The organism is Halobacillus alkaliphilus (assembly GCF_900113125.1).
In the GTDB taxonomy this organism is placed as follows: Bacteria; Bacillota; Bacilli; order Bacillales; family Halobacillaceae; genus Halobacillus; species Halobacillus alkaliphilus.
In genome coordinates this window covers 165,406-189,863 of the sequence record NZ_FOOG01000002.1, presented here as the reverse complement: position 1 = coordinate 189,863, position 24,458 = coordinate 165,406, and the positions used below count along the sequence as shown (strand labels likewise).

Sequence of the window (24,458 nt, the reverse complement as noted above, 5' to 3'; positions counted from 1 at the left end):
GGTTAGGTAGTTATCTTTTACTTTACCATGGTAAGTCCTGTCATTTCTACACGAATGACGTTAAGTTTTGGAAACAATATGCCGGTGTGTGGACCTAGTATATTCAGACTATGAATCTTCATTCATTACATGATATTTCCACTGGATAAGGACAATGTCCTGCATGTTACAATTTGTAATTTTATGAATATTTGAATATACTTGAGGTTGTAAAAAAGTAGAAAGGAGGGTAATTTTAGGTATTTTGATAGAAAAACTAAGGAGGACAACCATTTGAACATGAAAAAGAGTCTGATTTTGTTCTTTATCTTCCTGCTCGCTTTTTCGAACTCGGTGTTCGCAGCCAGTGGATTATCGAATTCAGAGCAGTATCTGGATAAGCCGGACAAGATCACGGTAGAGGACCAGAAAACCAAAGAAATTAATTCGGACAAGGAATATGATCCCAAAGAAAAAGTCCGCGTCATTGTCGAATTAGAAGGAAAGCCAACCATAGAATCAACGAACAACTATCAGGATCTATCGAAAGATGAAAAAGAGAAACTTCAGCAGGATGCTCTGCAAAAGCAGGAAGCCGTGAAGAAATCCATTGCCAATAGTTCCGTACCAATGGATTATAAGGAAAGCTTCACAACTGTTGTGAATGGATTCAGCGGAAGTGTTGAGTACCGTTCCATTGAATTAATTAAGAATCTTTCGGAAGTCGAAGACGTACATATCAGTCATGAATACGATCGTCCGGAAACAGAAGAACCAAATCTATTGTATAGTAAAGAACTGGTCAAAGCTCAAAAAACCTGGGAAGAATACGGGTATAAAGGCGAAGGCATGACCATCGGGGTTATTGACACAGGAATTGACCCGGATCACCAGGACATGGTTCTGAGTGAAGAGACAGAAACAGAAATCAGTCAGGAAGATGTGTCCGACCTTACAGGGGAAGGCGCACTGAAAGGGAAATACTTCACAGAGAAAGTACCGTTTGGCCGCAACTATGCGGATGAGAACAATACTGTACTGGACCTTGGTCCGGGTGCAAGTGAGCATGGGATGCACGTATCCGGTATTGTCGGAGCAAACGGAAATGAAGCAGAAGGCGGTTTGATGGGCGTAGCTCCGGAAGCTCAGCTGCTAGGGCTGAAAGTTTTCGGTAACGACCCGGAAATGCCTTCGACGTATAGTGATATTTACATTAAAGCGATCGATGACGCGATTCTGCTTGGTGCAGACGTCATCAATATGAGTCTCGGTTCCACAGCAAGCTTTGTAGAACCGGATGAACCAGAACAGAAAGCGATCAAACGTGCGGTGGATAATGGCATCATGATGGCCATCTCTGCAGGTAACTCCGATCGTTTTGGAACAGGCTTTGGCAATCCATATGCGTCTAACCCGGATATCGGGCTTGTCGGTGCACCTGGACTTGCTACTGAATCCCTTCAGGTAGCTTCGTTTGAAAATGAATACCTGGAGCTTGAAGGTTTCAATACACGTGTAGATGGAGAAGCGAAGGATTCCGTGCCTTTCCTAAATGCAAGCAGCGTATCCCCACAAACGCTTGGTGAGGACTATTACGAAGTGGCGGATGCCGGGCTTGGGAGAAAGCCGGGAGATTCTACAGAGAACCCAGAGGCCAATGATTTTGAAGGAGTGGACCTCGAAGGGAAAATTGCATTAATCAGCCGCGGGGAATCTGCATTTGTAGATAAAACGTTAAATGCTCAAGAAGAGGGAGCCGTGGGCGTTATTATTTACAATAACGTATCCGGCTACATCAGCATGGCTTCCAGTGATGAAATTAACATTCCTCAGCTAGGTATCTTAAAAGCAACAGGGCTAGAGCTGAAAGCTTATTTAGATGAAGGAAAGAATCTGGAAATTGCGTTCATGGGAGAAGAAGTCGTAGCTAAAAGCCCAGCAGCGGGTCAGATTTCCAACTTCTCTTCCTGGGGTGTAACGCCTAACCTTAATTTCAAACCAGAAATTACAGCACCAGGCGGAAATATCCTATCGACCTTACAGGATGATGACTACGGCATGAAGAGTGGTACATCCATGGCTGCACCACACGTAGCCGGCGGATCAGCGCTTGTTATGCAGCGTGTTGACAAAGAATTCTCACTTGAAGGAAACAACCGCGTGGAAATGGCGAAAAACATTCTATTAAACACATCCGTTCCACAAGAAGATCAAGGCAATCTCAACTCCAACTATGAGCTGGGTCTAGATTATTCTCCACGCCGCCAGGGTGCGGGACTTATGGATCTTCATGCTGCCATGGAGACGCCAGTTGTCGTGACGGAGAAAGACTCCGGATTGGGTAAAGTTGCCCTGAAAGAAATGGACCAGCAGGAATCATTTACGCTAGAACTTAGAAACGTAAGTGATGTAAATGCGGTTTATAACGTCGAAGGTTCTGTACAAACAGACTTAGCTCTAAATGGTGAAAACACCGTAGAATCTCAGGCGATCTTTAAAGAAGAATCCATTGAAGGGGAAGGACCTTTCTATAATGGTGAATTCCCAATTGATATCTCTTCTCCAAATGGTGCCAATGTAAAAGATGGATACCAGGTCGTCGTGCCTGCCGATTCAACGATTGAATTGAATGTAACGATCGATCTGTCCAATACGGTCACGTCTCTATTTGGTGACTCTCTTGATGAAATCTTTGAAAATGGAAACTTTGTAGAAGGATTCATTAAACTGAAGGATCCAAACGACTCTAATCCAGCGCTTGCCGTGCCATATGTTGGCTTTAACGGCGAATGGGATGAGGCACCGATTGTGGATGACACAATTTACGATGCAGAAGGTGAGCCGTTCTACAGCCTGACTGCGTTAATTACTCCGGATGGTAATGGATACCAGCTTGTTGGTGTCGATCCACTACTAGGAAAAGACGAAGCGCTAACCGGGTCTGAAGACAATGTTGGATTCTCTCCAGATGGAGACGAGTCCTTTGAAAGTGTCATTCCGGACGTTTCTTTCTTAAGAAATGCTAAGGAAGTTGAATTTAATGTACTTGATGAAAACGAAAATGAACTGCGTACGATCCGCACGCAGGATGGCATCCGCAAAAACTATTTTGACGGCGGTGCCGGTCCACTGACCAACACATTCTTCGAGGCTGCCTGGGATGGTAAAGTGAAAGGCGAAGTGGTTGAAGATGGTCAGTACTATTACGAAATCAAATCGAAAGTGGACTTCCCGGATGCCGAATGGCAATCTGTGAAAATTCCAGTTCAAGTAGACACCGTAGATCCATCGCTTGAAGTAACGTACGATCAGGAAAGCGGCCAGATCAACTGGGATGCTTTTGACGAAGATACGGGACTTTCTCACTTCGACGTTCTCGTGAATGGAAAACTAGTTTCCGAGAAATCTCTTGGATCTGACGCTGATTCTTACACGGTTAAGAATCCAGACGAAGCGACTAATGTAAAAGTTGTCGCCCATGACTATGCAGGCAACACAACTTCTGACAATGCGATGGAAGAAGCAGATGGCACGGTTCCAGCCGTGACAGCCCTTACTCCAGAAGCATTGAGCGTAACCAATAATAAAGAAGTAGAAGTAACCGGCTATGTAAAAGACGATTCTCAGGTGGAAAGCCTGACAATCAACGGTGAAAAAGCCGAATTAGACTGGGATAAAACAAATCAGCGCTACAACTTCAGCGAAACCATCAGCTTCAAGAAAGATGGATTCAAAGAAATTGAATTTAAAGCTGTTGATGACAGTGGCAATGACATTTCCTTCATTAGAAGGTTCATGTTAGATTCCACGAACCCAGTTCTATCCATTGATGGACCGCAGACGACCGATCAAGGAGAAGCGGATCTTGAAATGAATGTGAAAGATAACTTTGACGAGCTTCGTCTCTATGTAGATGGCAGCGAAGTTTACAAGAACGTCTTTAAAGAACCATATGAAATGAGATCAATTGAAGAAACGATTAACGAAACGGTCAATCTGGAAGAAGGCAAAAACTCCTTCGAGATTGAACTAGTGGACTTGGCCGGAAATACAACGACCAAGCAAATCACAATCTATCAATCTGATAAAGAGGCTAAATCCTTTAACGATATTCCAGAAGATTACTGGGCAGAAGAAGTGATTCAGAAGCTGAACGAGGGCGGAGTCATCCTCGGTTATCCAAACGGAGATTTTGGAACCAATGACGACATCTCCCGTGTGAATGCCGCGAAAATGATCGTTCGTATCCTTGACCTGGACACGGACAATGTCAAAGATCCAGAATTCAATGATGTGAAAAAAGGCGATTACGGCTACGCTGATATCGCAGCTATTGCAGAAAGCGGAATTATGGTTGGTTCCCCGGACGGAAACTTTAATCCGAAAGCCAGCCTGAAGCGTTCTGAAATGGCGAAAATCCTTGTCGATGCTTATGACCTGAAAGGCAGCACCGACGACGGATTCAGTGACGTGCCTCTTGATCACTGGGCGTATGATTACATCAATACGCTGGCAGCTAATAAGATTTCCATCGGTTACCCGGATGGAACGTTCAAGCTGGACCGTGACACGACTCGTGCTGAATTTGCGATGTTCCTTGCAAAAGCTGAGGATGATCGTTTCATTAACTAAGTAAGAAAAAAAAGAAGCAGCTGAGGCTTAGATGAGCCTCAGCTGCTTCTTTTTTTACGATCTTTGGATCTCTAATTAGGTACTTAATTAATTATAAGATGAAGGTCCTCCGGGGTACGATTCGCTTTCCGTGGGCTCAACACAGTGGAGGTTCCACTAAGACCGCCACATCGTGTGGCAACGTCGAACGACCCTGCGTCCTGCAGGGCCTCAGGCTAAAGCCTTCCGGGGTCTCACCGATCATGTTTATCCCACAGGAGTCTCACCGTCCCTCTCCGGACCTTGCGATATAGGGATGCATAAAATTAAAAAAAGTATGCATTAACTTCTACATAGTTGTATGCAATAGTAGAGCCTTTTAACTTTATGCTATAGAAGATGACCAGCCTTTCTGGCAATGAATCCTTCAGGATTAGGGAGTTTAAATGTAAAGTCAAGATGAACATATAAAGGAGTCTTACATTTTTGGCGTGTTTTTTCTACAGTCGTAATGAAGGAATAGAAAATTTTTGAACCCTTAAAAACAAGGCCAATCCCTGCGCTTTAAAGGAGAATAGTATTTAGGAGGGTAGTATATGAAGAAGAGAGAAGACGGGTGAGTGCCATTTATGAGAACATTACTAGTTTTTGTTGTGCTTTTGAGCTATCTGATGCTTGATAGCCAAATTACGGGTTTTATTCATACATATATTACGTCGAATCGCTTTATTACAGGAGTGATTTATTCGCTGGGCGGGGGAGGAGTAGTGTGGATAGCTCTTCTTATTCTAGGGAAGGTGATGTCATTAATTAATAGAGAGTAGTCTTAAAGACGATAGTTCTGGCTCACGGAAGGTAATGCAAAGAAGTAAAGAAAAAGAGGAAGCTAAGCAGCTATATATAATAGAAGAAACTAGGTATATTTTTAAGAGAAGAAAGAGAAAAACTAGAGAAATAAAAAAGCCTTTTTTCTTATTTTCAGGAAAAAAGGCTTTTTTAGGTTTAAAAACTTACAAAGCGCGGTATAAGAATACTGCGAACTCACTACGAGTAGCTTCGTTGTTTACTCGGAATGAACCATCTTCATAACCCTCTGTAATATCATTTGCATTAAGGGCTTTAATATCGTCATACGCCCAGTGACTGCTGCTGACATCATAGAATGGGTTGCTTCCATAAGAGTTTAAATTAAATGCTCTAGCGAAGATTGATGCAATTTCCGCACGAGTGATCGATTGGCTAGGTTTGAAACTACCATCTCCATAGCCTGATAGATAGCCTTCATCGGCTGCAGCTTCAATATAGTCAGAAGCCCAGTGAGAAGAAGATACATCATTAAAGCTTGAGCCTGAACCGTTGTCTAAATCAAGCGCATCGGCAAGCATTTTAGCGGCTTCCGCACGAGTTACATCGTTTTTAGGCTTGAATAGATCTCCGTCATAACCATCAATAATACCCTGTTTACTTAGTGAACTTACAGCATCTGCAGACCAGTGATTGCTGTCAAGATCGTGATAGCTTCCAGTTGGAAGTGAACTACTGGATACGCCGACATCAGCTACACGCTTAGCGCCGCGGTAGTTACGGTCCCAGTAACCAGTAAGAGAAGCTACGGTTATGTCGTCACTCGGATTTTCAGCAGAAATCATTTTGTTGTTTCCTATGTATATCCCTACGTGCCAGATTGGATCTCCGAAGAATACTAGATCGCCAGGCTGCAAGTTTGAACGCCTTACATAATCTCCTTCGCCATACTGTGATCTAGATGTACGAGGTAGATCAATGCCTGCCTTATCATATACATACTGCGTATATCCTGAACAATCAAATCCGCTTGTTGAAGTACCGCCCCAAACATAGGGTGCATAGTCGTACTTGAATGCTAGATCTACTATTTGGTTCCCAATTCTTGAGCCTGCTAAAGAGTTAGGTACGAACAGTAGAAAAACCATAGAAAATGCGAGCAACGACATAAGAGCTTTCTTCATAAATTATTAATCCCCCTGAAATTTTTTTCGTCTCTCTTAATCCTTTTCTAATGTATCACAACAATTTACGTCATGAATTTACAGTTGTGTAACAATTAAATGACAGAGGGTTTGCGAGATTCATAAAATGGGTATAGGACGCGGGTTTACTAGACTGTAGCCTCTATGAAATTTTCGTATTGGTTACAAAAGTGTGGAAATTTTATATAATCGACCACATAATCAAATTACATATTATGGAAATCCATTTCATTTATATTAGGTTTTCCTATAGATAAGAAATGAAATTAACGTAGTAGATAGAGGGAATAAGCATACAATTAAGTCGTAAATATAGAACCAATAAAAATAGTAGATAATATAGAAACAGTATCTTTATACTTACTTCACAGTAGGTCCTCTTTTTACAATCCATTTATTCATTACTACATATATATAAATAGTATTAGATTTATTTACTGCTTCTCTTTATCAGTCTATTATTACTTATGATCTGAATTACAATAGATACAAAATCAATAAATAGATAAAAAGGCAGGATAATAATGGAATATTATCCTGCCTTTTTATCTATTTAATTATGCACTTATTCTGTCGATATAAACTATGTTATGGTTTTTTGTGCATTCGGTCACCAGACTTTAGTCTGTAAATTGTAAACTATTTGAAAAATTAACAAGTGTGCACTCATTCCCATATTTATCTATGATATAATGACTCTATGTTTTGAAAATCGACAATATCTGGAGGTTTAGTAATGGAAGAAACAATATCCCTTAAGGAAATATTTGAGGTTCTGAAAAAACGTTTTTTACTTATTATTGGTCTTGCTGTCGGAGCGGCGATTATTAGTGCTTTAGTCACCTTCTTTGTGTTAACGCCGTCTTATGAAGCTTCATCCCAATTCATTGTAAATCAATCTCAATCGCAGTCGCAAAATAATATTTATGAAGGTAACGAATTACAAACTAATATCGACTTAATAAATACATATAACGTAATAATTAAAAGTCCTAGGATCCTAGATCAAGTGGTTGAAGAATTAGGGTTAGACATAACATCAGGGGCTTTATCTAATAAGCTTCAAGTTTCTAACGCTGAACAATCTCAGGTGGTTAATGTTGTCGTAACAGATGAGGATCCTCAGCTGGCGGCTGCGATCGCCAATACAACTGTGCAGGTGTTTAAAGAAGACATTCCTCAATTAATGAATGTAGATAACGTGAATGTTTTATCCGAAGCGGCTGTTGGTTCGACACCAACACAAGTGAGTCCAAAACCATTACTGAATATCGCTATCGGCCTGGTGATTGGATTAATGGCAGGAGTGGGACTGGCCTTCTTACTGGAGTATTTGGATAATACGCTTAAATCTGAAGAAGATATAGAAAGTCATCTAGACCTTCCTGTTATGGGTGTTGTTTCGACCATTACAGAAGAAGATTTGCCGGAGCGTCGCCCTTCAAGAAAAAAGACTGAAGACACAAAGGTAAGGAGTGAATCTATTGGCGCTTAACAAAAAGCAAAAGAACCAACAAACGTCAGTCCGAACCATTATTGCAAATGACAATCCTAAATCTCCGATTTCAGAACAATACCGGACTATCCGTACCAATTTACAATTTGCCTCTGTCGATAAAGAACTAGAAACCATGATTGTTACGTCTGCTGGTCCGTCGGAAGGGAAGTCTTTGACAACCGCTAATGTGGCTGTGGTATTTGCGCAACAAGGTAAGAAAGTTTTGCTGGTCGATGCCGACCTACGTAAACCTACCGTGCATTACACTTTCCGTGCTGATAATACCTCTGGGTTGAGTAATTATCTAGTAAGGAATCGTTCTCTGAAAGAACTAGCAAAAGAAAGCCGCATAGAGAATCTAGATCTTCTTCCATCTGGTCCGATCCCCCCGAACCCTTCTGAATTACTAGGTTCAACGATGATGGAAAAGTTAATTGAAGAAGCTAAAGAACACTATGATATAATCATCTTTGATACGCCACCTGTATTAGCGGTTGCCGACTCTCAGGTGCTATCTAAGTTTGTAGATGGCGCGTTACTGGTTGTGCGCAGCAAGCAGACCGAACAGGAAGCAGCTGGTAAAGCGAAAGAACAATTGGAACAATCGAGAGCCAATATTCTTGGTGTGGTACTCAATGATATGGATGCTAAAGACAGTAACTACTATTATTATTACGGAAACTAGAGAGAGGGACTTTCCTCTCTCTTTTTTATAATAAATTATTAGAAATGTTCAAAAAATGTTGGGATTTGTATTATAAAAAACAACATGATTCTACTAAAATATCTTCAATTCGAGACCTTAAACTGATATACTCTATATTAGATTTTATAAGACTAATAACCTAAGAATATAACAGAGAGAGGAGTCCGGCATATGATCGATATTCATAGCCACATTCTTCCGGGGGTAGACGACGGAGCGCAGACCATGGAAGAAAGTATGGATATGGCTAAAGCAGCTGTAGAGGATGGAATTGATACCATCATTGCTACGCCGCACCATATGAATGGAACCTATAATAATTATAAAAACGATATATTGATTCAAGTTGGAGAATTAAACCGGCAATTAAGTGAACGAGGAATTGAATTGAAAGTCCTCCCAGGGCAGGAAACAAGGATTCACGGAGAGATGCTAGAAGGCATAAAAAGTGAAGAGGTATTATCGCTAAATGTAGACACTAAATTTGTATTCGTAGAGTTTCCGCCTGACAGTGTCCCGCGCTACACTAGCAAGTTACTGTTTGATTTACAGGTGGAAGGATATCATCCGATTATCGTTCACCCAGAACGGAATAAACACATTATGGAACATCCAGATACGCTTTACACGCTGGTTAAAAATGGAGCTTTCGTTCAACTCACCGCCGGTAGTGTATGCGGTCATTTCGGAAAGAAGATTAAAAAATTCTCGAAGCAATTGTTAGGAGCAAACCTAGCTCACCTCATAGCTTCTGATGCCCACAATACTTCAAGTAGAGGCTTCTGTATGACTGAAGCTTATAGTGAAGTGAGGAAAGAATTTGGACTGGATATGGTCTATCTTCTTTCTGAGAATGCGGAAGAATTGTTGGAAAACGGAATATTAGCCTCGGATCCACCGCAGCACGTGAAAAAGAAGAAGACTTTTGGACTATTCTAAAAAGTTGAATAACGTAATAATACTAACAACTTCTAGTCAATTTTTATGACTGAAGTTGTTTTTTATTATTCGTGAAAGCGCAATAATAAAAAATGATTAGACACATTCCAAAATCTATTAATATTGTGTAAAATATTCCCTTGTTCCCCTTCATTCGGAAATCTAAACCTGTTATAATAAACAATGTTATAAAGTTATATTAAATACTCATACTAGTAAATTGTTACTACACAGAAATAAAGGTTTGTGTGTATTTTTTCAAGCTTTTATAAAATCTCATTACTATTTAGTAAGGGATTAACCACGTTTTGATTAGGAGAGGATAATAGAAATGTTTGCTTCTCAAAGGAAAAGACTTATTTTATTAATACTTATTGATTCCATCATTGTTTCCTTTTCCATTTACATGTCCCATTTCTTCTTAAATCCCTATGTAGCAGTATTTGATCGTATTATGCTAGTTTCAGCTATTATCTTGCTATTAACACATCATTTGTTCTCTGCGGTGTTAGGGATGTATAAAAAGAAATGGCGCTATGCCAGTATGGAAGAATTAATTGGAATCATCGTAGTGGTTAGTTTATCTATACTAAGTGCAGCTTTAGTTCAATTCGTGGCTTTTAGCGTGGTTTACGAGCGAGCCTTAGCAATTACATGGATGTTACACGTTTTACTCATTGGTGGAGTGCGGTTTGCTTGGCGTTATTATAAAACATACGGACTCACTTTTAATCCGAAAGGTAAAAAGGCTCGATTGGTGAAAAATAACCCTAATATGAAACAGACCTTGATTGTAGGTGCTGGTTCAGCGGGACGTATGTTAGCTAGGCAAATGAAAGGTTCAAAGGATATTAACACGAATATAGTAGGGTTCATAGATGATGATTTTACAATGCATCACCTAAGTATTTCTGGTCTGCCTGTCTTAGGAAGCAGCAAACATCTAAAAGAAGTGGTTAATAAGCATAAAGTTAACCATATAGTCATAGCTATGCCTTCTATTAAACAATCAAGGATTAAAGAAATCATTAAAGATGCGAAAAGCGTAGTATCCAACATACAAACTCTTCCGATGATTGAAGATATCGCCCTTGGCAATGTATCGGTTAATCAGATCCGTGACGTGCAAATTGAAGATTTATTAGGCCGTGAACCAGTGGACCTTGATATTAACTCGATCCAATCCGAAATAAAAGGAAGAACCGTTATGGTCACAGGGGCTGGAGGAAGTATCGGCTCAGAAATTTGCCGACAGCTTGTGAAATTCGGTCCAAAACAACTGATCTTATTAGGGCATGGGGAAAACAGTATCTATACAATACATATGGAACTCAAACAACTAGACTTGGATACTGAACTTGTAACCGTTATTGCTGATGTTCAAGACCTTGAGCGTATCTTTCAAGTGGTTCAGGATTACGCCCCTTCTTATATTTATCATGCTGCTGCTCACAAACATGTGCCTCTGATGGAAGTAAATCCGAAAGAGGCGGTTAAGAATAACGTCATTGGAACGAAGAATGTTGCTGAAGCAGCGCATTATGCAGGCGTGAAAGCTTTTGTGCTTGTTTCCACGGATAAAGCTGTCAACCCTCCGAATGTAATGGGAGCGACGAAGCGGATTGCTGAAATGGTTGTTCAGAATATAAGTAAGAAAAGCCATACGAAATTTGTTGCGGTTCGATTTGGGAATGTACTCGGCAGTCGTGGCAGTGTGATTCCATTGTTTAAGAAGCAGATTGCTGCTGGCGGTCCTGTTACAGTTACTCATCCTGATATGACGAGATATTTTATGACTATTCCGGAAGCTTCACGATTAGTGCTTCAAGCAGGAGCATTGGCTCGAGGTGGCGAAGTTTTTGTTCTTGATATGGGTGAACCGGTGAGGATTGTAGATCTTGCGAAAAACTTGATTCATCTTTCTGGGTTTACTGAAGAACAGATTCCAATTCAATTCAATGGAATTCGTCCGGGTGAGAAAATGTATGAAGAGCTTCTCAGTGATAAAGAAGTGAATAAGAAGCCAGTCTTTCCGAAGATCTTCATTGGGAAGACAGTGGAGTTTGAATATCAATTAGTTCAATATTTAGTTGATCACCATTTAGAGATTAAGGTGGATGATCTGAAAGAATATGCGATTGACTTAGCGAACAACCGTTTACCGAATAATGCACCGATTCTCGAACATGTGAATTAGAGAGAACATTGGGAGACAAATTGAAAGTAAACGAAGTACCCACGAATTAATGTAATTAAATAGGAGAAGTAAGATAAAGTTTGTTGCGATTAGATTTGGTAATGTACATGCAAGCCGAGGGAGCGTAATTCCATTGTGTAACAACCAAATTGTTAATAGTGGCCCCGTTACAGTGACGCACCCCTAAATGAAAAGATACTTCATGACAATAAAGATTCAAGTCAAGACTAGTGGTGCAAGCTGGAGCATTCGCACGTGGTAGAGAGGTTTTTGTGTTAGATATTGGGGAGCCCGTGAAAATGATGGGTGTGGCAAAGAATCTGATCTCACTATCTGGGTTTTGAGGCAAAGTTTCCTTTGCATTTTAAGGGGGGTTAGAACTGAAAAATTTATAAAGAGTTTTCGTCTTCGGGTAATGACGGGGTACACTCTGAACAAATTTATCCTAAGATTAAGTAGGAAAAGATAATAATGTGCCTATTCAAGAGTTACTTATATAGTGAAGTAGAGTTAATATCTTCTGTAAGTTTAAAGGAAAAAGTGGTTGATCTTATAGATAATAAACCACTTGTAAAAAGTTGATTTAGGTATATTTAAGTGGTGTATGCTATTGAGGAGGCAAAGAAATAAAAATGTATATAAATGTTAAAAATTTATTAGATAAAGTTTTTTCGCTATTAGGAATAATAGTTCTCTCTCCACTTTTAATTTTAGTAGCTATTGCTATTAAGTTAGATTCGAAGGGACCAGTCTTTTTTAAACAAGAGCGTCTTGGTTTGAATGGTAAAGTATTTAAACTGTATAAATTTCGTTCAATGTGCGTAGGTGCAGAAGAAAAAGGAGTTTATGAAACAAAGGGTGATATGAGAGTTACTAGAGTTGGTAGGTTTATTAGAAAGACAAGTATTGATGAATTCCCCCAATTCATCAATATTTTAAAAGGTGAAATGTCAATGATTGGACCTCGTCCAACTCTAACATACCACCCTTGGCCTCTTGAGGATTACACAGAAAAACAAAAAAAAAGATTTGAAGTGAGACCAGGAGTTACAGGGTGGGCTCAAATTAATGGTAGAAAAGGATTGCCTTGGAATGAAAGGATTAAATACGATGTGGAATATTCAACAAGTTGTTCACTTTATTTTGATTGCAGAATTTTCTTAAAAACTGTTGCTAAAGTTGTATTTATGAAAGACAACATAAATACAGGTGAAACAGTACAAAAAAAATATAACAAATAAATGGAGGTCAATAATGTCACTAAAGCTAATGTATATAACAAATGAAGAAAAAGTAGCTCAAATAGCTGATGAAAGTGGAGTGGATTGGATATTTCTTGATCTTGAGATTAATGGAAAGGAAGAACGTCAAGGTAAATTAGACACTGTAATTTCACGACATAGTATTGAGGATATAAAAGAGATTAAACCAGTACTTAATAACTCAGAATTACTTGTAAGGGTTAATCCAATCAATGAAAATTCTAAAAGTGAGATAGATGAAGTTGTTAGCGGTGGAGCTGACATTGTAATGCTACCAATGTTTAAAACAAACAAAGAAGTTAAAGATTTTATTAGTCATGTAAATGATAGAGCTAAGACTTGTCTTCTTCTAGAAACCCCTGAGGCTGTAGAAAACATTGATTCAATTTTGGAAGTAGAGGGGATAGACTATATTCACATAGGTTTAAATGATCTTCATATAGGCTATCGTAAATATTTTATGTTTGAACTATTAGTTGATGGAACAGTTGAGAGACTTTGCAATAGGATAAAAGAAAAAAGCATCCCTTATGGATTTGGAGGGATCGCAAAGCTTGGGCAAGGTGCTTTATCAGCAGAGAATATAATTGCAGAACATTATCGCTTAGGATCAAGCATGGTTATTTTGTCTAGAAGCTTCTGTAATACTAGTAATTTTAAGGCAACTGGTCCTCAAATTGAGTCATTATTCAATAGTGGAGTGAAGGATATAAGGAATTACGAGAAGATTCTGTTAAACTCTAACAAGAGATTCTTTGAAGTGAACCGTAAAACAGTCAAAGAAAAAGTAGAAAGTATAGTTAATGGTATCGAGAAAAATAAAGTGGGAGTTTAATTATGATTTTTTTCATTACAGTAATGAAAGCTTTAGCTGCTATCTTAATTACCAACGCTCATTACTCAGGAGTATATCCAACAGACTTAATTGCTAATGGGGGCTTACTTGGTGATGTTTTATTCTTTGCAGTAGCGGGGTTCGTTTTAGTTAATTTAAAATATTCATTTTCCAAATGGTATTGGAAAAGGCTAATAAGAGTTTATCCGACAATTTGGATAATAACTTTAATCTATATAGGACTGGGCTTTTATAAGTTTGATGGATGGTCTATAAGTGAGTACTTTTTATTTCCTACATACTACCATTTTATTGCGTCTATTGTATTGTTATATGTTCCTTATTATTTGGTCATCAATAATAAAAAATTAAAAAATAATATTCCTCTAGTTATGTTAGTGATCTTTTTAATACAGATAGTAATTTACGTTTTCTTCTATGATAAATCTTTTTATCATATTGATACTGTTCGAGAACCAATGGTACGGTTTCTGTTTTTTCAATCAATGCTACTAGGAGCTTATTTTAGAATTAAAAAATCTAAATATATGAACTATAACTATTACATCAACTGGTTATTACTTCTTGTATTAATTAGTTTGTATTTTGTATCAAAATTAGCATTTGTACATTTTGAATACATGAGTCCTTATCAAATATCAAATCAAATAGTGTTATTTTTTGTGCTTTATTACCTCTTTAGATGCTTTTCTGGAATTGATAGCTCTTTAGAGATGCTACCATTAAAAATAAAAAACTCGATTAATTTTCTAGCTAAGATTACTCTAGAAATTTATTTAGTGCAATACGTGATTATTCCTAGACTGGATCACATAGTATTTCCTTTAAATTGGGTGTTAATTACAGCGATTATAATAATTGCAGCATACTTACTTCATATTATTGGATCAAAGGTAAGCAATATTTTGGACGTAACTAGATATGATAAACTATCCAGAAATGTTACCGGGGGTGCGGAATATTAACCTTTTAATCACGGGCGCCTATAATTATACAAATGCTCAAGTTAGAGAATTAGAGTCAATGGGTTTTGAAATTATACATGTACAAGAAGAACGGGAGCCACTACAAATAGATGTAAGCAATATTCATGGTGTAATCTGCAATAGTTTATTTTTGTACAATGATATATCTGAATTTAAAAATCTGAAATTTGTTCAGTTAACTAGTGCCGGTTTAGATAGAATCCCTCTTGATTATATAAAAGAAATGGATATTAAACTTTTTAATGCTAAGGGGGTTTATAGTATTCCAATGGCTGAATGGGCAATTCTGAAAATCTTAGAGATCTATAAAAAAAGTAAGGATTTCTATAAACAGCAATATAATAAGGAATGGATAAAGCAACGAGACTTATTAGAACTGTATGGGAAAACGGCAGCTATAATAGGTTTAGGAGATGTTGGTAATGAAATTGCAAAGCGACTTAAAGTGTTTGGTGTAAAAGTCTTAGCCGTGGGAAGAACGATAAAGCATTCTCATTTTATTGATGAATACTATTTAAACTACGATTTAAATAATGTTTTAAGTAAAAGTGACATTGTAATTCTAACTCTGCCACTTACAAGCGAAACTCATTATTTGTTTGATGCTAATAGAATAACTTTTATGAAAGAAAATAGTGTACTTATCAATCTCTCCCGAGGAGGAATCATTAATGAGTTAGCACTAATGGATTCGATTCAAAATGGAAAATTTTCAGGTGTATCTTTAGATGTATTTGAAGAGGAACCGTTACAAGAAAGTAGTATTTTGTGGGAAAACGAAAAAGTCTTTGTTACTCCACATAATTCATTTATATCTGATAATGTTATGGAAAGAATGTTTACAACAATAAAAGAAAACTTAAATAGTATAACGATACCGAATAAGTTGTAAAATGAGGGAAAAATATGAAAATAATGGTAATATCGCCGAAAAATAAAACTCTCTATAATTTTAGAGGTGACCTTATTAAGAAAATGATATCAAAAGGACATGAAGTAATAGCAATCGGTCCTAACAAAGATCATATTGAAGATGTTCTAGCATTGGGAGTAAAATTCATTGAAGTACCGTTTAATAAAGATAATATTAGTGCACTCGGAGATATTAAATATTACAAAGAACTTAAAAAAGTGATGAAAGAAGAAAAGCCGGATTTAGTATTTAGTTATACTATTAAACCTGTAATCTATAGTAGTATGGCTGCGCATAGTGTTGGAGTGAAAAAAATCTATCCAATGATTACAGGATTAGGGAGGGTTTATGCCTCGACTGGCATGAAAGCAAGAGCAGTGAGATTAATCACAGGACTTCTATATAAACGAGCTCTGAAACCCACCAATACTGTTATTTTTCAGAACACTGATGATTTGAAAAGGTTAGTTAACTTAAAATATATTGCCAAAGAGAAAGCAGTAAGAGTCAATGGCTCAGGGGTTAACATGGAGAAATTTAAAAATAATGAACTACCTGAAAATCATGTGTTTTTGATGATAGCAAGAATAATAAAAGAAAAAGGCATATTTGAGTTTGCAAATGCTGCAAGAATTGTTAAAAAAAAATACCCCAACGCTAGATTTATTCTAGTCGGAGGGTTTGATAACTCTCTTGGAGCTATAGCACCTGAAGATATTAATCCATACATTGAAGACGGATCAATAGAATTCCCAGGTGAGACTAAGGATGTAATTCCTTACTTAAAGGAATCGTCAGTATTTGTACTCCCCACTTATTATCGCGAGGGATTACCAAGAACTATATTGGAAGCTATGGCCATGGCTAGACCTGTAATTACAACTGACTGGCCGGGTTGCCGAGATGCAGTAATTAACGAAAAAAATGGCTTTTTAATTCAACCAAAAGATAGTGTAAACCTAGCTGAAAAGATGAAAATTTTGATTGAATATCCTATTAAAGTTAAAGAGATGTCTAATGAAAGTTTAAGGATATGTAAAGAATTTTATGAAGTTAATAAGGTTAATAATCATATGTTAGATATCATGGATATTAAGTAAATTGGGTGAAAAAATGAACTTTTATAAAAATATTATCAAAAATCCAAAAACTAGGTATAAATTATTGGATTTTTTTGAATTTATTCCGGATAAAGTTATGGTGAAAATTCAGTACCGTATTAAAACAGGGAATAAACTCAACCTAAAAAAACCAAAACGGTATACTGAAAAACTGCAGTGGTATAAATTGAAATATCATGATCCTCTAATTACTCTTTGTTCAGATAAGTACACTGTTCGCAACTATGTAGAAAGTAAAGGACTAGGCAAATATTTAAATGAAATATTTGCAGTTTATGATAGAGTAGACGATATCAATTTTAAAGAATTACCTGATTCTTTCGCTATAAAAGTGACCACAGGATCTGGTACAAATATATTTGTATCAGACAAATATAAAATAAGTGAAAGTAAAGTGAAAATGCAATTAAATGAGTGGATGAATAGAAGTAGTAAGAGCTATGGAAGAGAATGGGGTTACTACAATTGCGAACGTAAAATTATTGTTGAAAAACTTTTGGAGAGAGATATAAATAATGATTTACCGGACTATAAGTTCTTTTGTTTTAACGGAAATGTGTATTGCTTATATACGATGATAGATTATACAGATAATCATGAAGATGGAAAACTAGGTTTTTTTGATAGGGAATTCCGTCAATTACCTTATAGAAGAGCAGATTTTGGAAAGATAAATAGAGAGATACCTAGGCCACTTAACTTTAATAAAATGGTGGAAATAGCTGAGATATTATCTAAGGACTTTCCACATGTTCGTGTGGATTTTTATAATGTTGATGGAAAGATAACATTTGGTGAAATGACTTTTTATAATGCAAGTGGTTATACACGGTTTATCCCTGATGAATTTGATTTTGTCTTGGGAGATCAGTTTATTCTACCTCCTTCCCGTAAATAAGAATCCGTAATCTATGTGTTTGACTGCTATCTTGTGAATGGTGTGTATTTATATAATAATAAATATTAAACTAAAAGTTAAAAATCAAATTAAATACTTATAGGAATATATTTTAGAGGAAAACTTAAGTAAGTATCCCAAATTAATATAAATTTTAGAAAAGAGTGTTTATATGTATCATCCTTTAGTTTCGATTATTATACCGGTGTATAACGGTAGTAATTATCTGAAAGAGAGTATAGAAAGCGCCTTAAAACAGTCTTACGATAACGTAGAAATAATTGTTGTAAATGATGGCTCGAACGATAATGGTGCAACAGAAGAAATAGCATTGAGTTTCGGTGAGAAAATTCGATATTTCTCTAAAGAAAATGGAGGAGTATCTACTGCGTTAAACTTTGGAATTTTAAAAATGAATGGCGAATTGTTCTCTTGGTTAAGTCACGATGATTTATACTCTCCAGATAAAATCAAGTCTCAAATTCATCAAATAAACTCTAAAAATTTTAACCCTACTAAGACAATTATTTCCTGTAAAACGGGATTAATTAATTCTAGTGGAGACCCCATTTCTCGCCCTAATCAATTTCAGAGCGGATTATATTCAGGTAAGGATATGTTTAAATATCTGTGTAGTGGTAAAAGCTTGGGCGGTTGTTCTTTACTAATTCCCAAGAATGCATTGGAAGACTTGAATGGCTTTAATGAAGACTATAAATTTATTCAGGATTGGGCTTGTTGGTTGCAATTAGCGTTGAAGGGTAATGATTTTTATTTATATGAAAGAGAGCTAGTTAAATCTAGAGTACACGGTAATCAAGATACAATACGATTAGCAAATTTGCAGCCAGTTGAAGTGAACAAGTATCTTATTAGCTTATTACAACAAATCAGAACAGAAGTAATAGAAAAAAATTACTATTTAAAGACTATATTATTTTATTACTGTACTACAAAAAAAGACACAGTATTAAGAAGAACATATATATTAGAGTTGAAAAATAATAATGAATTTACGACATTTGAAAAATCTAAGTACTTAGTGTTCTTAGTTAGAGGACAATTCATAATGTTATTAAAGAGTATGAATCGTATTCTCAAAAGTAAATTTCACAGAGGCATAAAATGAAAGTAATTCAAGTCAATGCTGTTTACCCATCAGGTAGTACAGGAAAAATAGTGAAGGATTTGCATACTCAATTACTTGAAAACGGACATGAATCAATAATTTGTTATGGAAGAGGGGGGCGAGTTAATGATCAAAATGTACATAAGACTGCTCCTGAACTAGTAATGAAAATGCAATCTTTACGGTCAAAAATAACAGGCTATGCTTATGGTGGAAGTCTATACTCAACCTTATCTTTAAAAAAAATAATAAACAAAGAAAATCCAGATATTGTACATTTACATTGTATTAACTCATATATGGTAAATATCTATAAACTACTGAAGTTTTTGAAGAAAAATAAAATTAAAACAGTTCTTACTCTTCACGCAGAATTCATGTATACTGCAGGTTGCGCACATGCTCTAGACTGTGAAAAATGGAAAAGTGGATGTGGAAGTTGCCCCCAAAAAAATTCAGGGAGACCCTCATCTAAAATATTTGATAGAAGTGCAGATGAATGGGTTTTAATGAAAGAAGCTTTTGAAGGATTTGATAATCTTATAATAACCTCAGTATCGAAATGGCTTCATGATAGAGCAATTCAATCTCCATTTTTTCTTGATAAAGAAATGAAAGTTGTCTTAAACGGTATTGACACTGAAAATACTTTTAAATTAGTAGATGCCACAAAACTAAAAAAGAGATTTGAAATTAACGGTGAAAAGATAGTTTTGCATGTAACTCCAAGTTTTAACCAACCTATAAAGGGTGGTAAGAATGTGATCAAACTAGCAAAAGCATTAGAGAATGAAAATATTCGATTTTTTATAGTAGGTTTTGATGGAGATGCTGATAACTTACCAAAGAATGTAACAGCAATTTCGCGCACTAATAATCAAAGAGATCTAGCAATGTTTTATTCATTGGCGGATGTAACGTTGTTAACAAGTGAAAAAGAAACTTTTTCAATGGTTTGTGCTGAATCATTAGCTTGCGGTACTCCAGTTGTGGGTTTTAAAGCTGGGGCTCCAGAAACTATCTCACTTAATGAATATAGTGAATTTGTAGAACAAGGTAATATCAAAGAATTAGAAAAAACTATAAAGAAGTGGCTTTTTAAAAAAGAGAGTGACCCTATAGATATCTCTAGTAAAGCACAAGAAGTTTATTCCAAAAAGCTGATGTACGAGCAGTACCTTAAATTATATAAGGCGTGATTTCAATGGTTACTTTTCTAGCAATGCTACTTTTAATTGTTTTAACTTACCCATATTTCAATAGAAAAAAACTATTGCTTAAAGATCGAACTGTAAGTCTAAAAACAATTTATATATTTCTAGTGTCATTAATGTTAATTATAATATTAGGGTTAAGAGGACTTTCAGTAGGTATAGATACAACAGCATATTACAACTCCTTTGAAAAAATGCAATTTAATAGTCTTTCTCAAACGCTAGATGTCCAAATTGAGCATGGATATAAACTTTATGAATATACTATTGATAGAGTGTTTGGAGAATTTCAATACTTACTAGTGTTTATGGCAATATTTTATATTAGCGTTGTTTCATTTTATATTTATAAATTCTCACAAAATGCAATGTATAGTTATTTGCTATTTATATTATTCGGCTTTTACACTTTTGGGTTCTCAGCGATCAGGCAGACTATTGCTATTGCACTAATAATGATTGCTTTTAAGTATATTATTGAAAAGCGATTGATACCATTTTTAACCTTTGTTTTGTTGGCTTCTTCATTTCATATAACTGCATTAATTTTTTTACCTAGCTATTGGCTTAATAAAATAAAATTAAATAGAAGAATATTATTATTATTCTCTTTAATTGCTCTAATAATAATTGGACTTAGGAATGAATTGTTTTCTTTCCTTACTAGTTACTCTAAAAACAACTATACGGAAATTGAAACGGGAGGAAGTTTTTTATATCTCTTCATATTATTTTCAGTAATTATTGGTGTGATTTATAGGAAGATGTTAATTAACAAAAATGAAAATAATAAATATTTTTTTTATATGATGATAACTGCTTTATTAATAATGCCAGTTACTCAATTTCATCCAGCAGTTACTAGACTATATTATTATTTTTTTATCTTTATGATAATTTATGTCCCGAATTTATTTAATTCAATAGATGATAAGTTAATTAGATTTATTGGAATGGGAGGCTATATAATAATAGGTTTATATTTGTTTTTCGGAAAAATCATTTATAATACCGACTTAGATAATTATTTATTTTTTTGGCAATAACTGAACAATCACCTATACTTGTTTATCTTTTAGAGCTCTATAATAAATAATATATGAAACTTGGAGGAAAATTTATGTTTAAAAATAAGACCCTTCTCATTACCGGTGGAACAGGATCCTTTGGGAATGCTGTAATGAAAAGATTTTTACATACGGATGTTAAAGAAATTAGAATTTTTTCAAGAGACGAGAAAAAACAAGATGATATGAGAAATTTATATAAAAATGAAAAATTAAAATTTTATCTTGGAGATGTACGTGATATAGGTAGTATAAAAAACGCAATACATGGTGTGGATTACATATTTCATGCTGCAGCCCTTAAGCAAGTACCGTCTTGTGAATTTTTTCCGCTGGATGCGGTGAAAACAAATGTTATTGGTACAGAAAACGTTCTCACAGCGTCCGTAGACTATGGAGTGAAAAAAGTTATTTGTTTATCAACAGATAAAGCTGCTTACCCAATTAATGCAATGGGTATCTCAAAAGCCATGATGGAAAAAACATTTGTAGCTAAATCTAAAACTGTAGATCCTAAAAGGACTTTAATTTGTGGCACTCGCTATGAAAATGTAATGGCTTCAAGAGGTTCAGTTATACCATTATTTATAAATCAGATTAAAAATGGGCAGCCTTTAACCGTAACTGATTCAAATATGACAAGGTTTTTAATGAGTTTGGAAGAGGCGGTAGAGCTAGTGGTTTTCGCTTTTAAAAATGCAGAAGCAGGAGACATAATGGTTCAGAAGTCGCCAGCGTGTACAATAGGAGAATTAGCTCAAGCAATTAAGGAACTATTTGAAGTAGATAATGAAATAAAATTTATTGGTACACGTCATGGCGAAAAATTATATGAAACACTACTTACTAAGGAAGAGCATGTACTTGCAAAAGACTTAGGGGGGTTTTATAGGGTGCCGGCTGATATAAGGGATCTTAACTATGATAAATATTTTGTGGAAGGCAACGAACAAATACAACAAGTGGAAGACTATAATTCCCATAATACTGAGAGATTAAATATTGATGAAATAAAAAATAAATTACTTAATTTAGATTATATGCAAAATGAATTAAAGAAATGGAAGGAGAATTAAATGAATATTCTAGTACTTGGAGCTACTGGAATGGCGGGGCATATAATATCTATATATTTAAAAGAAGTCGGTTATAATGTAACTGCCTTTAGTAGAAGTCAATTTAAGCATTGTAATAATATAATTGGTGACGTTACTGAATTTCCTCAATTGAAAAAAATTATTAAAGAAGGAAATTTTGATGCTGTAATTAATGCAATTGGAATATTAAATAAAGAGGCAGAAACAAAAAAATCTCTTGCAGTTATTCTAAATAGCTATTTACCTCATTACTTAAGTGAAATCACTAGTGATATGAAAACAAAAGTTATCCATATGAGCACGGATTGTGTATTTTCAGGAAAAACAGGAAGCTATACTGAGAAGTCATTTAAAGATGGGGAAACTTTTTATGATAGGTCTAAAGCTTTAGGTGAACTTGAAAACTCAAAGGATTTAACTTTTAGAAATTCCATTATTGGTCCAGACCTAAACGAGGAAGGTATAGGGTTGTTCAACTGGTTTATGAACCAAGAAGGTAAGATTAATGGATATAATAAAGCTATATGGACTGGTGTTACTACACTGACATTAGCGAAAGCAATTGAAAAAGCATTAAAAGGAAATTTATGTGGAGTATATAACTTGGTAAATAATGAATCAATTAACAAATTTGATTTACTTAGGTTATTTAATAAACATATGAAAAATAATTCATTAGAAATAATACCATCTAGTAGAGTGGTAATTGATAAATCTCTTATAAATACTAGAAATGATTTTGATTTCGAAGTACCAAGTTATGAGAAGATGGTAATTGAAATGGTAGAGTGGATAGAAAACCATAAATATCTCTATCCGCATTATTTTAATTTGGAGGAAATAAAATAATGAGTAAATTAAAAGTTATGACAATAGTAGGCACTCGTCCTGAGATAATTAAATTATCAGAAACTGTTAAAAAGTGTGACAAGTATTTTGATCACATTTTAGTTCATACAGGACAGAATTATGATTACAATCTCAATGAAATATTTTTTAAAGAGTTGGGCTTAAGAGTACCGGATTACTACTTGGGTATTTCGGGAGATAATCTAGGAATAGCTATAGGAAATGTTATTGCAAAAACTTATGAAATAATGAAAGAAAAAGAACCGGATGCGGTTTTAGTACTTGGAGATACAAACTCATGTCTTAGTGTTATTTCTGCAAAAAGGTTAAAAATTCCTATTTTTCATATGGAAGCAGGAAACAGGTGCTTTGATGAAAATTTACCTGAAGAAATAAATAGAAGGATAATTGATCATACCAGTGATGTTAACCTTTGTTACACAGAGCATGCGAGAAAATATCTAAATTCTGAAGGAGTTTCAAAAGAAAGAACTTATGTGGTGGGATCGCCAATGGCGGAAGTTCTCAATGCAAATAAAGATAAGATTAAGAACAGTAAAGTTTTAGAATCACTTAGTCTAAAAAAAGGGGAGTATATATTACTTTCTGCACATCGTGAAGAGAATATCGACAACCATAAGAATTTTATAGAACTAATGAATGCTGTAAATACCTTAGCAGAAAAATATAATATGCCAGTTATTTATAGTACTCATCCAAGAAGTAAGAAGATAATACAAGAACGTGGATTTAAATTCCACTCTAACGTGGAAGAATTGCCACCATTTAGTTTTTCGGACTACAATAGTCTTCAATTAAATGCCTTTTGTGTTGTATCAGATAGCGGAACTGTGGCAGAAGAAGCATCATACTTTAAGTTTCCTGCCGTTTCAGTGAGAACAAGTACTGAACGTCCTGAAGTTTTAGATAAAGGCAATATGATTATTGGTAGTATTACAACTGAACAGGTAGTGCAAGCTGTAAATATGGCTACAGAGATGGATGAACATGGAGAATTAGGTGTAGATGTACCTGACTATACTGATAAGAATGTTAGTATTAAGATTATAAAAATCATTCAAAGTTATACAGGTATCGTAAATAGAATGGTGTGGAGGAAATATTAG

19 protein-coding genes and 1 pseudogene are annotated in these 24,458 nt (G+C 35.6%); 19 read left to right on the top strand and 1 reads right to left on the bottom strand.

Annotation, left to right across the window (positions count from 1 at the left end; genetic code table 11):
• Nucleotides 1-279: 279 nt before the first annotated feature.
• A complete protein-coding gene (locus BMZ06_RS02490) occupies nt 280-4,611 on the top strand; it encodes a S8 family serine peptidase (protein ID WP_245755934.1) in 4,332 nt (1,443 codons plus the stop codon).
• 608 nt (nt 4,612-5,219) lie between these two features.
• On the top strand, nt 5,220-5,414 hold the full coding sequence (locus BMZ06_RS02485) for a hypothetical protein (RefSeq protein WP_139205791.1): 195 nt from the start codon (nt 5,220-5,222) through the stop codon (nt 5,412-5,414).
• A gap of 186 nt (nt 5,415-5,600) precedes the next feature.
• Here the strand turns inward: BMZ06_RS02485 and BMZ06_RS02480 are convergent, their stop codons facing one another.
• Nucleotides 5,601-6,578 (bottom strand): C40 family peptidase, encoded by a 978-nt coding sequence (locus BMZ06_RS02480; RefSeq protein WP_089749815.1) that lies wholly within the window; start codon nt 6,576-6,578, stop codon nt 5,601-5,603.
• Between the two features lie 757 nt (nt 6,579-7,335).
• On the opposite strand from BMZ06_RS02480, the gene BMZ06_RS02475 reads away from it, so the two are divergent.
• The 17 genes and pseudogenes from BMZ06_RS02475 to wecB all read left to right on the top strand — a co-directional run bounded on the left by BMZ06_RS02475 (nt 7,336) and on the right by wecB (nt 24,458).
• Nucleotides 7,336-8,094 (top strand): YveK family protein, encoded by a 759-nt coding sequence (locus BMZ06_RS02475; protein WP_089749813.1) that lies wholly within the window; start codon nt 7,336-7,338, stop codon nt 8,092-8,094.
• Entirely contained in the window at nt 8,084-8,782 is a 699-nt protein-coding gene (locus BMZ06_RS02470; protein ID WP_175477774.1) for a CpsD/CapB family tyrosine-protein kinase, read from the top strand. Before BMZ06_RS02475 ends, BMZ06_RS02470 begins: the two co-directional genes overlap by 11 nt.
• 192 nt (nt 8,783-8,974) lie before the next feature.
• Nucleotides 8,975-9,742 carry a tyrosine-protein phosphatase gene (locus BMZ06_RS02465; protein WP_089749812.1) on the top strand — a complete coding sequence of 256 codons (768 nt, stop codon included), beginning with the start codon at nt 8,975-8,977 and terminating at the stop codon, nt 9,740-9,742.
• 331 nt (nt 9,743-10,073) lie between these two features.
• Complete coding sequence (locus BMZ06_RS02460; RefSeq protein ID WP_217646818.1) at nt 10,074-11,939, top strand: polysaccharide biosynthesis protein; 1,866 nt, start codon at nt 10,074-10,076, stop codon at nt 11,937-11,939.
• Nucleotides 11,940-11,994: 55 nt separating this feature from the next.
• Nucleotides 11,995-12,280, top strand: a pseudogene (locus BMZ06_RS02455) (polysaccharide biosynthesis protein); the annotation flags it as partial.
• A gap of 291 nt (nt 12,281-12,571) precedes the next feature.
• Nucleotides 12,572-13,180, top strand: a complete 609-nt coding sequence (locus BMZ06_RS02450; RefSeq protein WP_089749810.1) for a sugar transferase — start codon at nt 12,572-12,574, stop codon at nt 13,178-13,180.
• A gap of 13 nt (nt 13,181-13,193) precedes the next feature.
• Nucleotides 13,194-14,036 (top strand): aldolase/citrate lyase family protein, encoded by an 843-nt coding sequence (locus tag BMZ06_RS02445; protein WP_089749808.1) that lies wholly within the window; start codon nt 13,194-13,196, stop codon nt 14,034-14,036.
• A 2-nt stretch (nt 14,037-14,038) separates the two neighbouring features.
• Nucleotides 14,039-15,022 carry an acyltransferase family protein gene (locus tag BMZ06_RS02440; RefSeq protein WP_089749807.1) on the top strand — a complete coding sequence of 328 codons (984 nt, stop codon included), beginning with the start codon at nt 14,039-14,041 and terminating at the stop codon, nt 15,020-15,022.
• Nucleotides 14,979-15,935, top strand: coding sequence for an NAD(P)-dependent oxidoreductase (locus BMZ06_RS02435; RefSeq protein ID WP_089749805.1), 957 nt, complete (start codon nt 14,979-14,981; stop codon nt 15,933-15,935). Before BMZ06_RS02440 ends, BMZ06_RS02435 begins: the two co-directional genes overlap by 44 nt.
• Nucleotides 15,936-15,949: 14 nt before the next feature.
• Nucleotides 15,950-17,056 carry a glycosyltransferase family 4 protein gene (locus BMZ06_RS02430; protein ID WP_089749804.1) on the top strand — a complete coding sequence of 369 codons (1,107 nt, stop codon included), beginning with the start codon at nt 15,950-15,952 and terminating at the stop codon, nt 17,054-17,056.
• Nucleotide 17,057: 1 nt separating this feature from the next.
• Complete coding sequence (locus tag BMZ06_RS02425) at nt 17,058-17,975, top strand: ATP-grasp fold amidoligase family protein (RefSeq protein WP_089749802.1); 918 nt, start codon at nt 17,058-17,060, stop codon at nt 17,973-17,975.
• A 172-nt stretch (nt 17,976-18,147) separates the two neighbouring features.
• Nucleotides 18,148-19,104, top strand: coding sequence for a glycosyltransferase (locus BMZ06_RS02420; protein WP_089749801.1), 957 nt, complete (start codon nt 18,148-18,150; stop codon nt 19,102-19,104).
• Nucleotides 19,101-20,303 carry a glycosyltransferase gene (locus BMZ06_RS02415; RefSeq protein ID WP_089749799.1) on the top strand — a complete coding sequence of 401 codons (1,203 nt, stop codon included), beginning with the start codon at nt 19,101-19,103 and terminating at the stop codon, nt 20,301-20,303. The genes BMZ06_RS02420 and BMZ06_RS02415 overlap by 4 nt, the downstream gene beginning before the upstream one ends.
• Nucleotides 20,304-20,308: 5 nt before the next feature.
• On the top strand, nt 20,309-21,364 hold the full coding sequence (locus tag BMZ06_RS02410) for an EpsG family protein (RefSeq protein WP_089749797.1): 1,056 nt from the start codon (nt 20,309-20,311) through the stop codon (nt 21,362-21,364).
• 74 nt (nt 21,365-21,438) lie between these two features.
• Nucleotides 21,439-22,461: a polysaccharide biosynthesis protein gene (locus tag BMZ06_RS02405; protein ID WP_089749795.1), complete on the top strand. Its 1,023-nt coding sequence runs from the start codon at nt 21,439-21,441 to the stop codon at nt 22,459-22,461.
• Nucleotides 22,462-23,331 carry an SDR family oxidoreductase gene (locus BMZ06_RS02400; RefSeq protein WP_089749793.1) on the top strand — a complete coding sequence of 290 codons (870 nt, stop codon included), beginning with the start codon at nt 22,462-22,464 and terminating at the stop codon, nt 23,329-23,331.
• Nucleotides 23,331-24,458: a non-hydrolyzing UDP-N-acetylglucosamine 2-epimerase gene (gene wecB / locus BMZ06_RS02395; RefSeq protein ID WP_089749791.1), complete on the top strand. Its 1,128-nt coding sequence runs from the start codon at nt 23,331-23,333 to the stop codon at nt 24,456-24,458. The genes BMZ06_RS02400 and wecB overlap by 1 nt, the downstream gene beginning before the upstream one ends.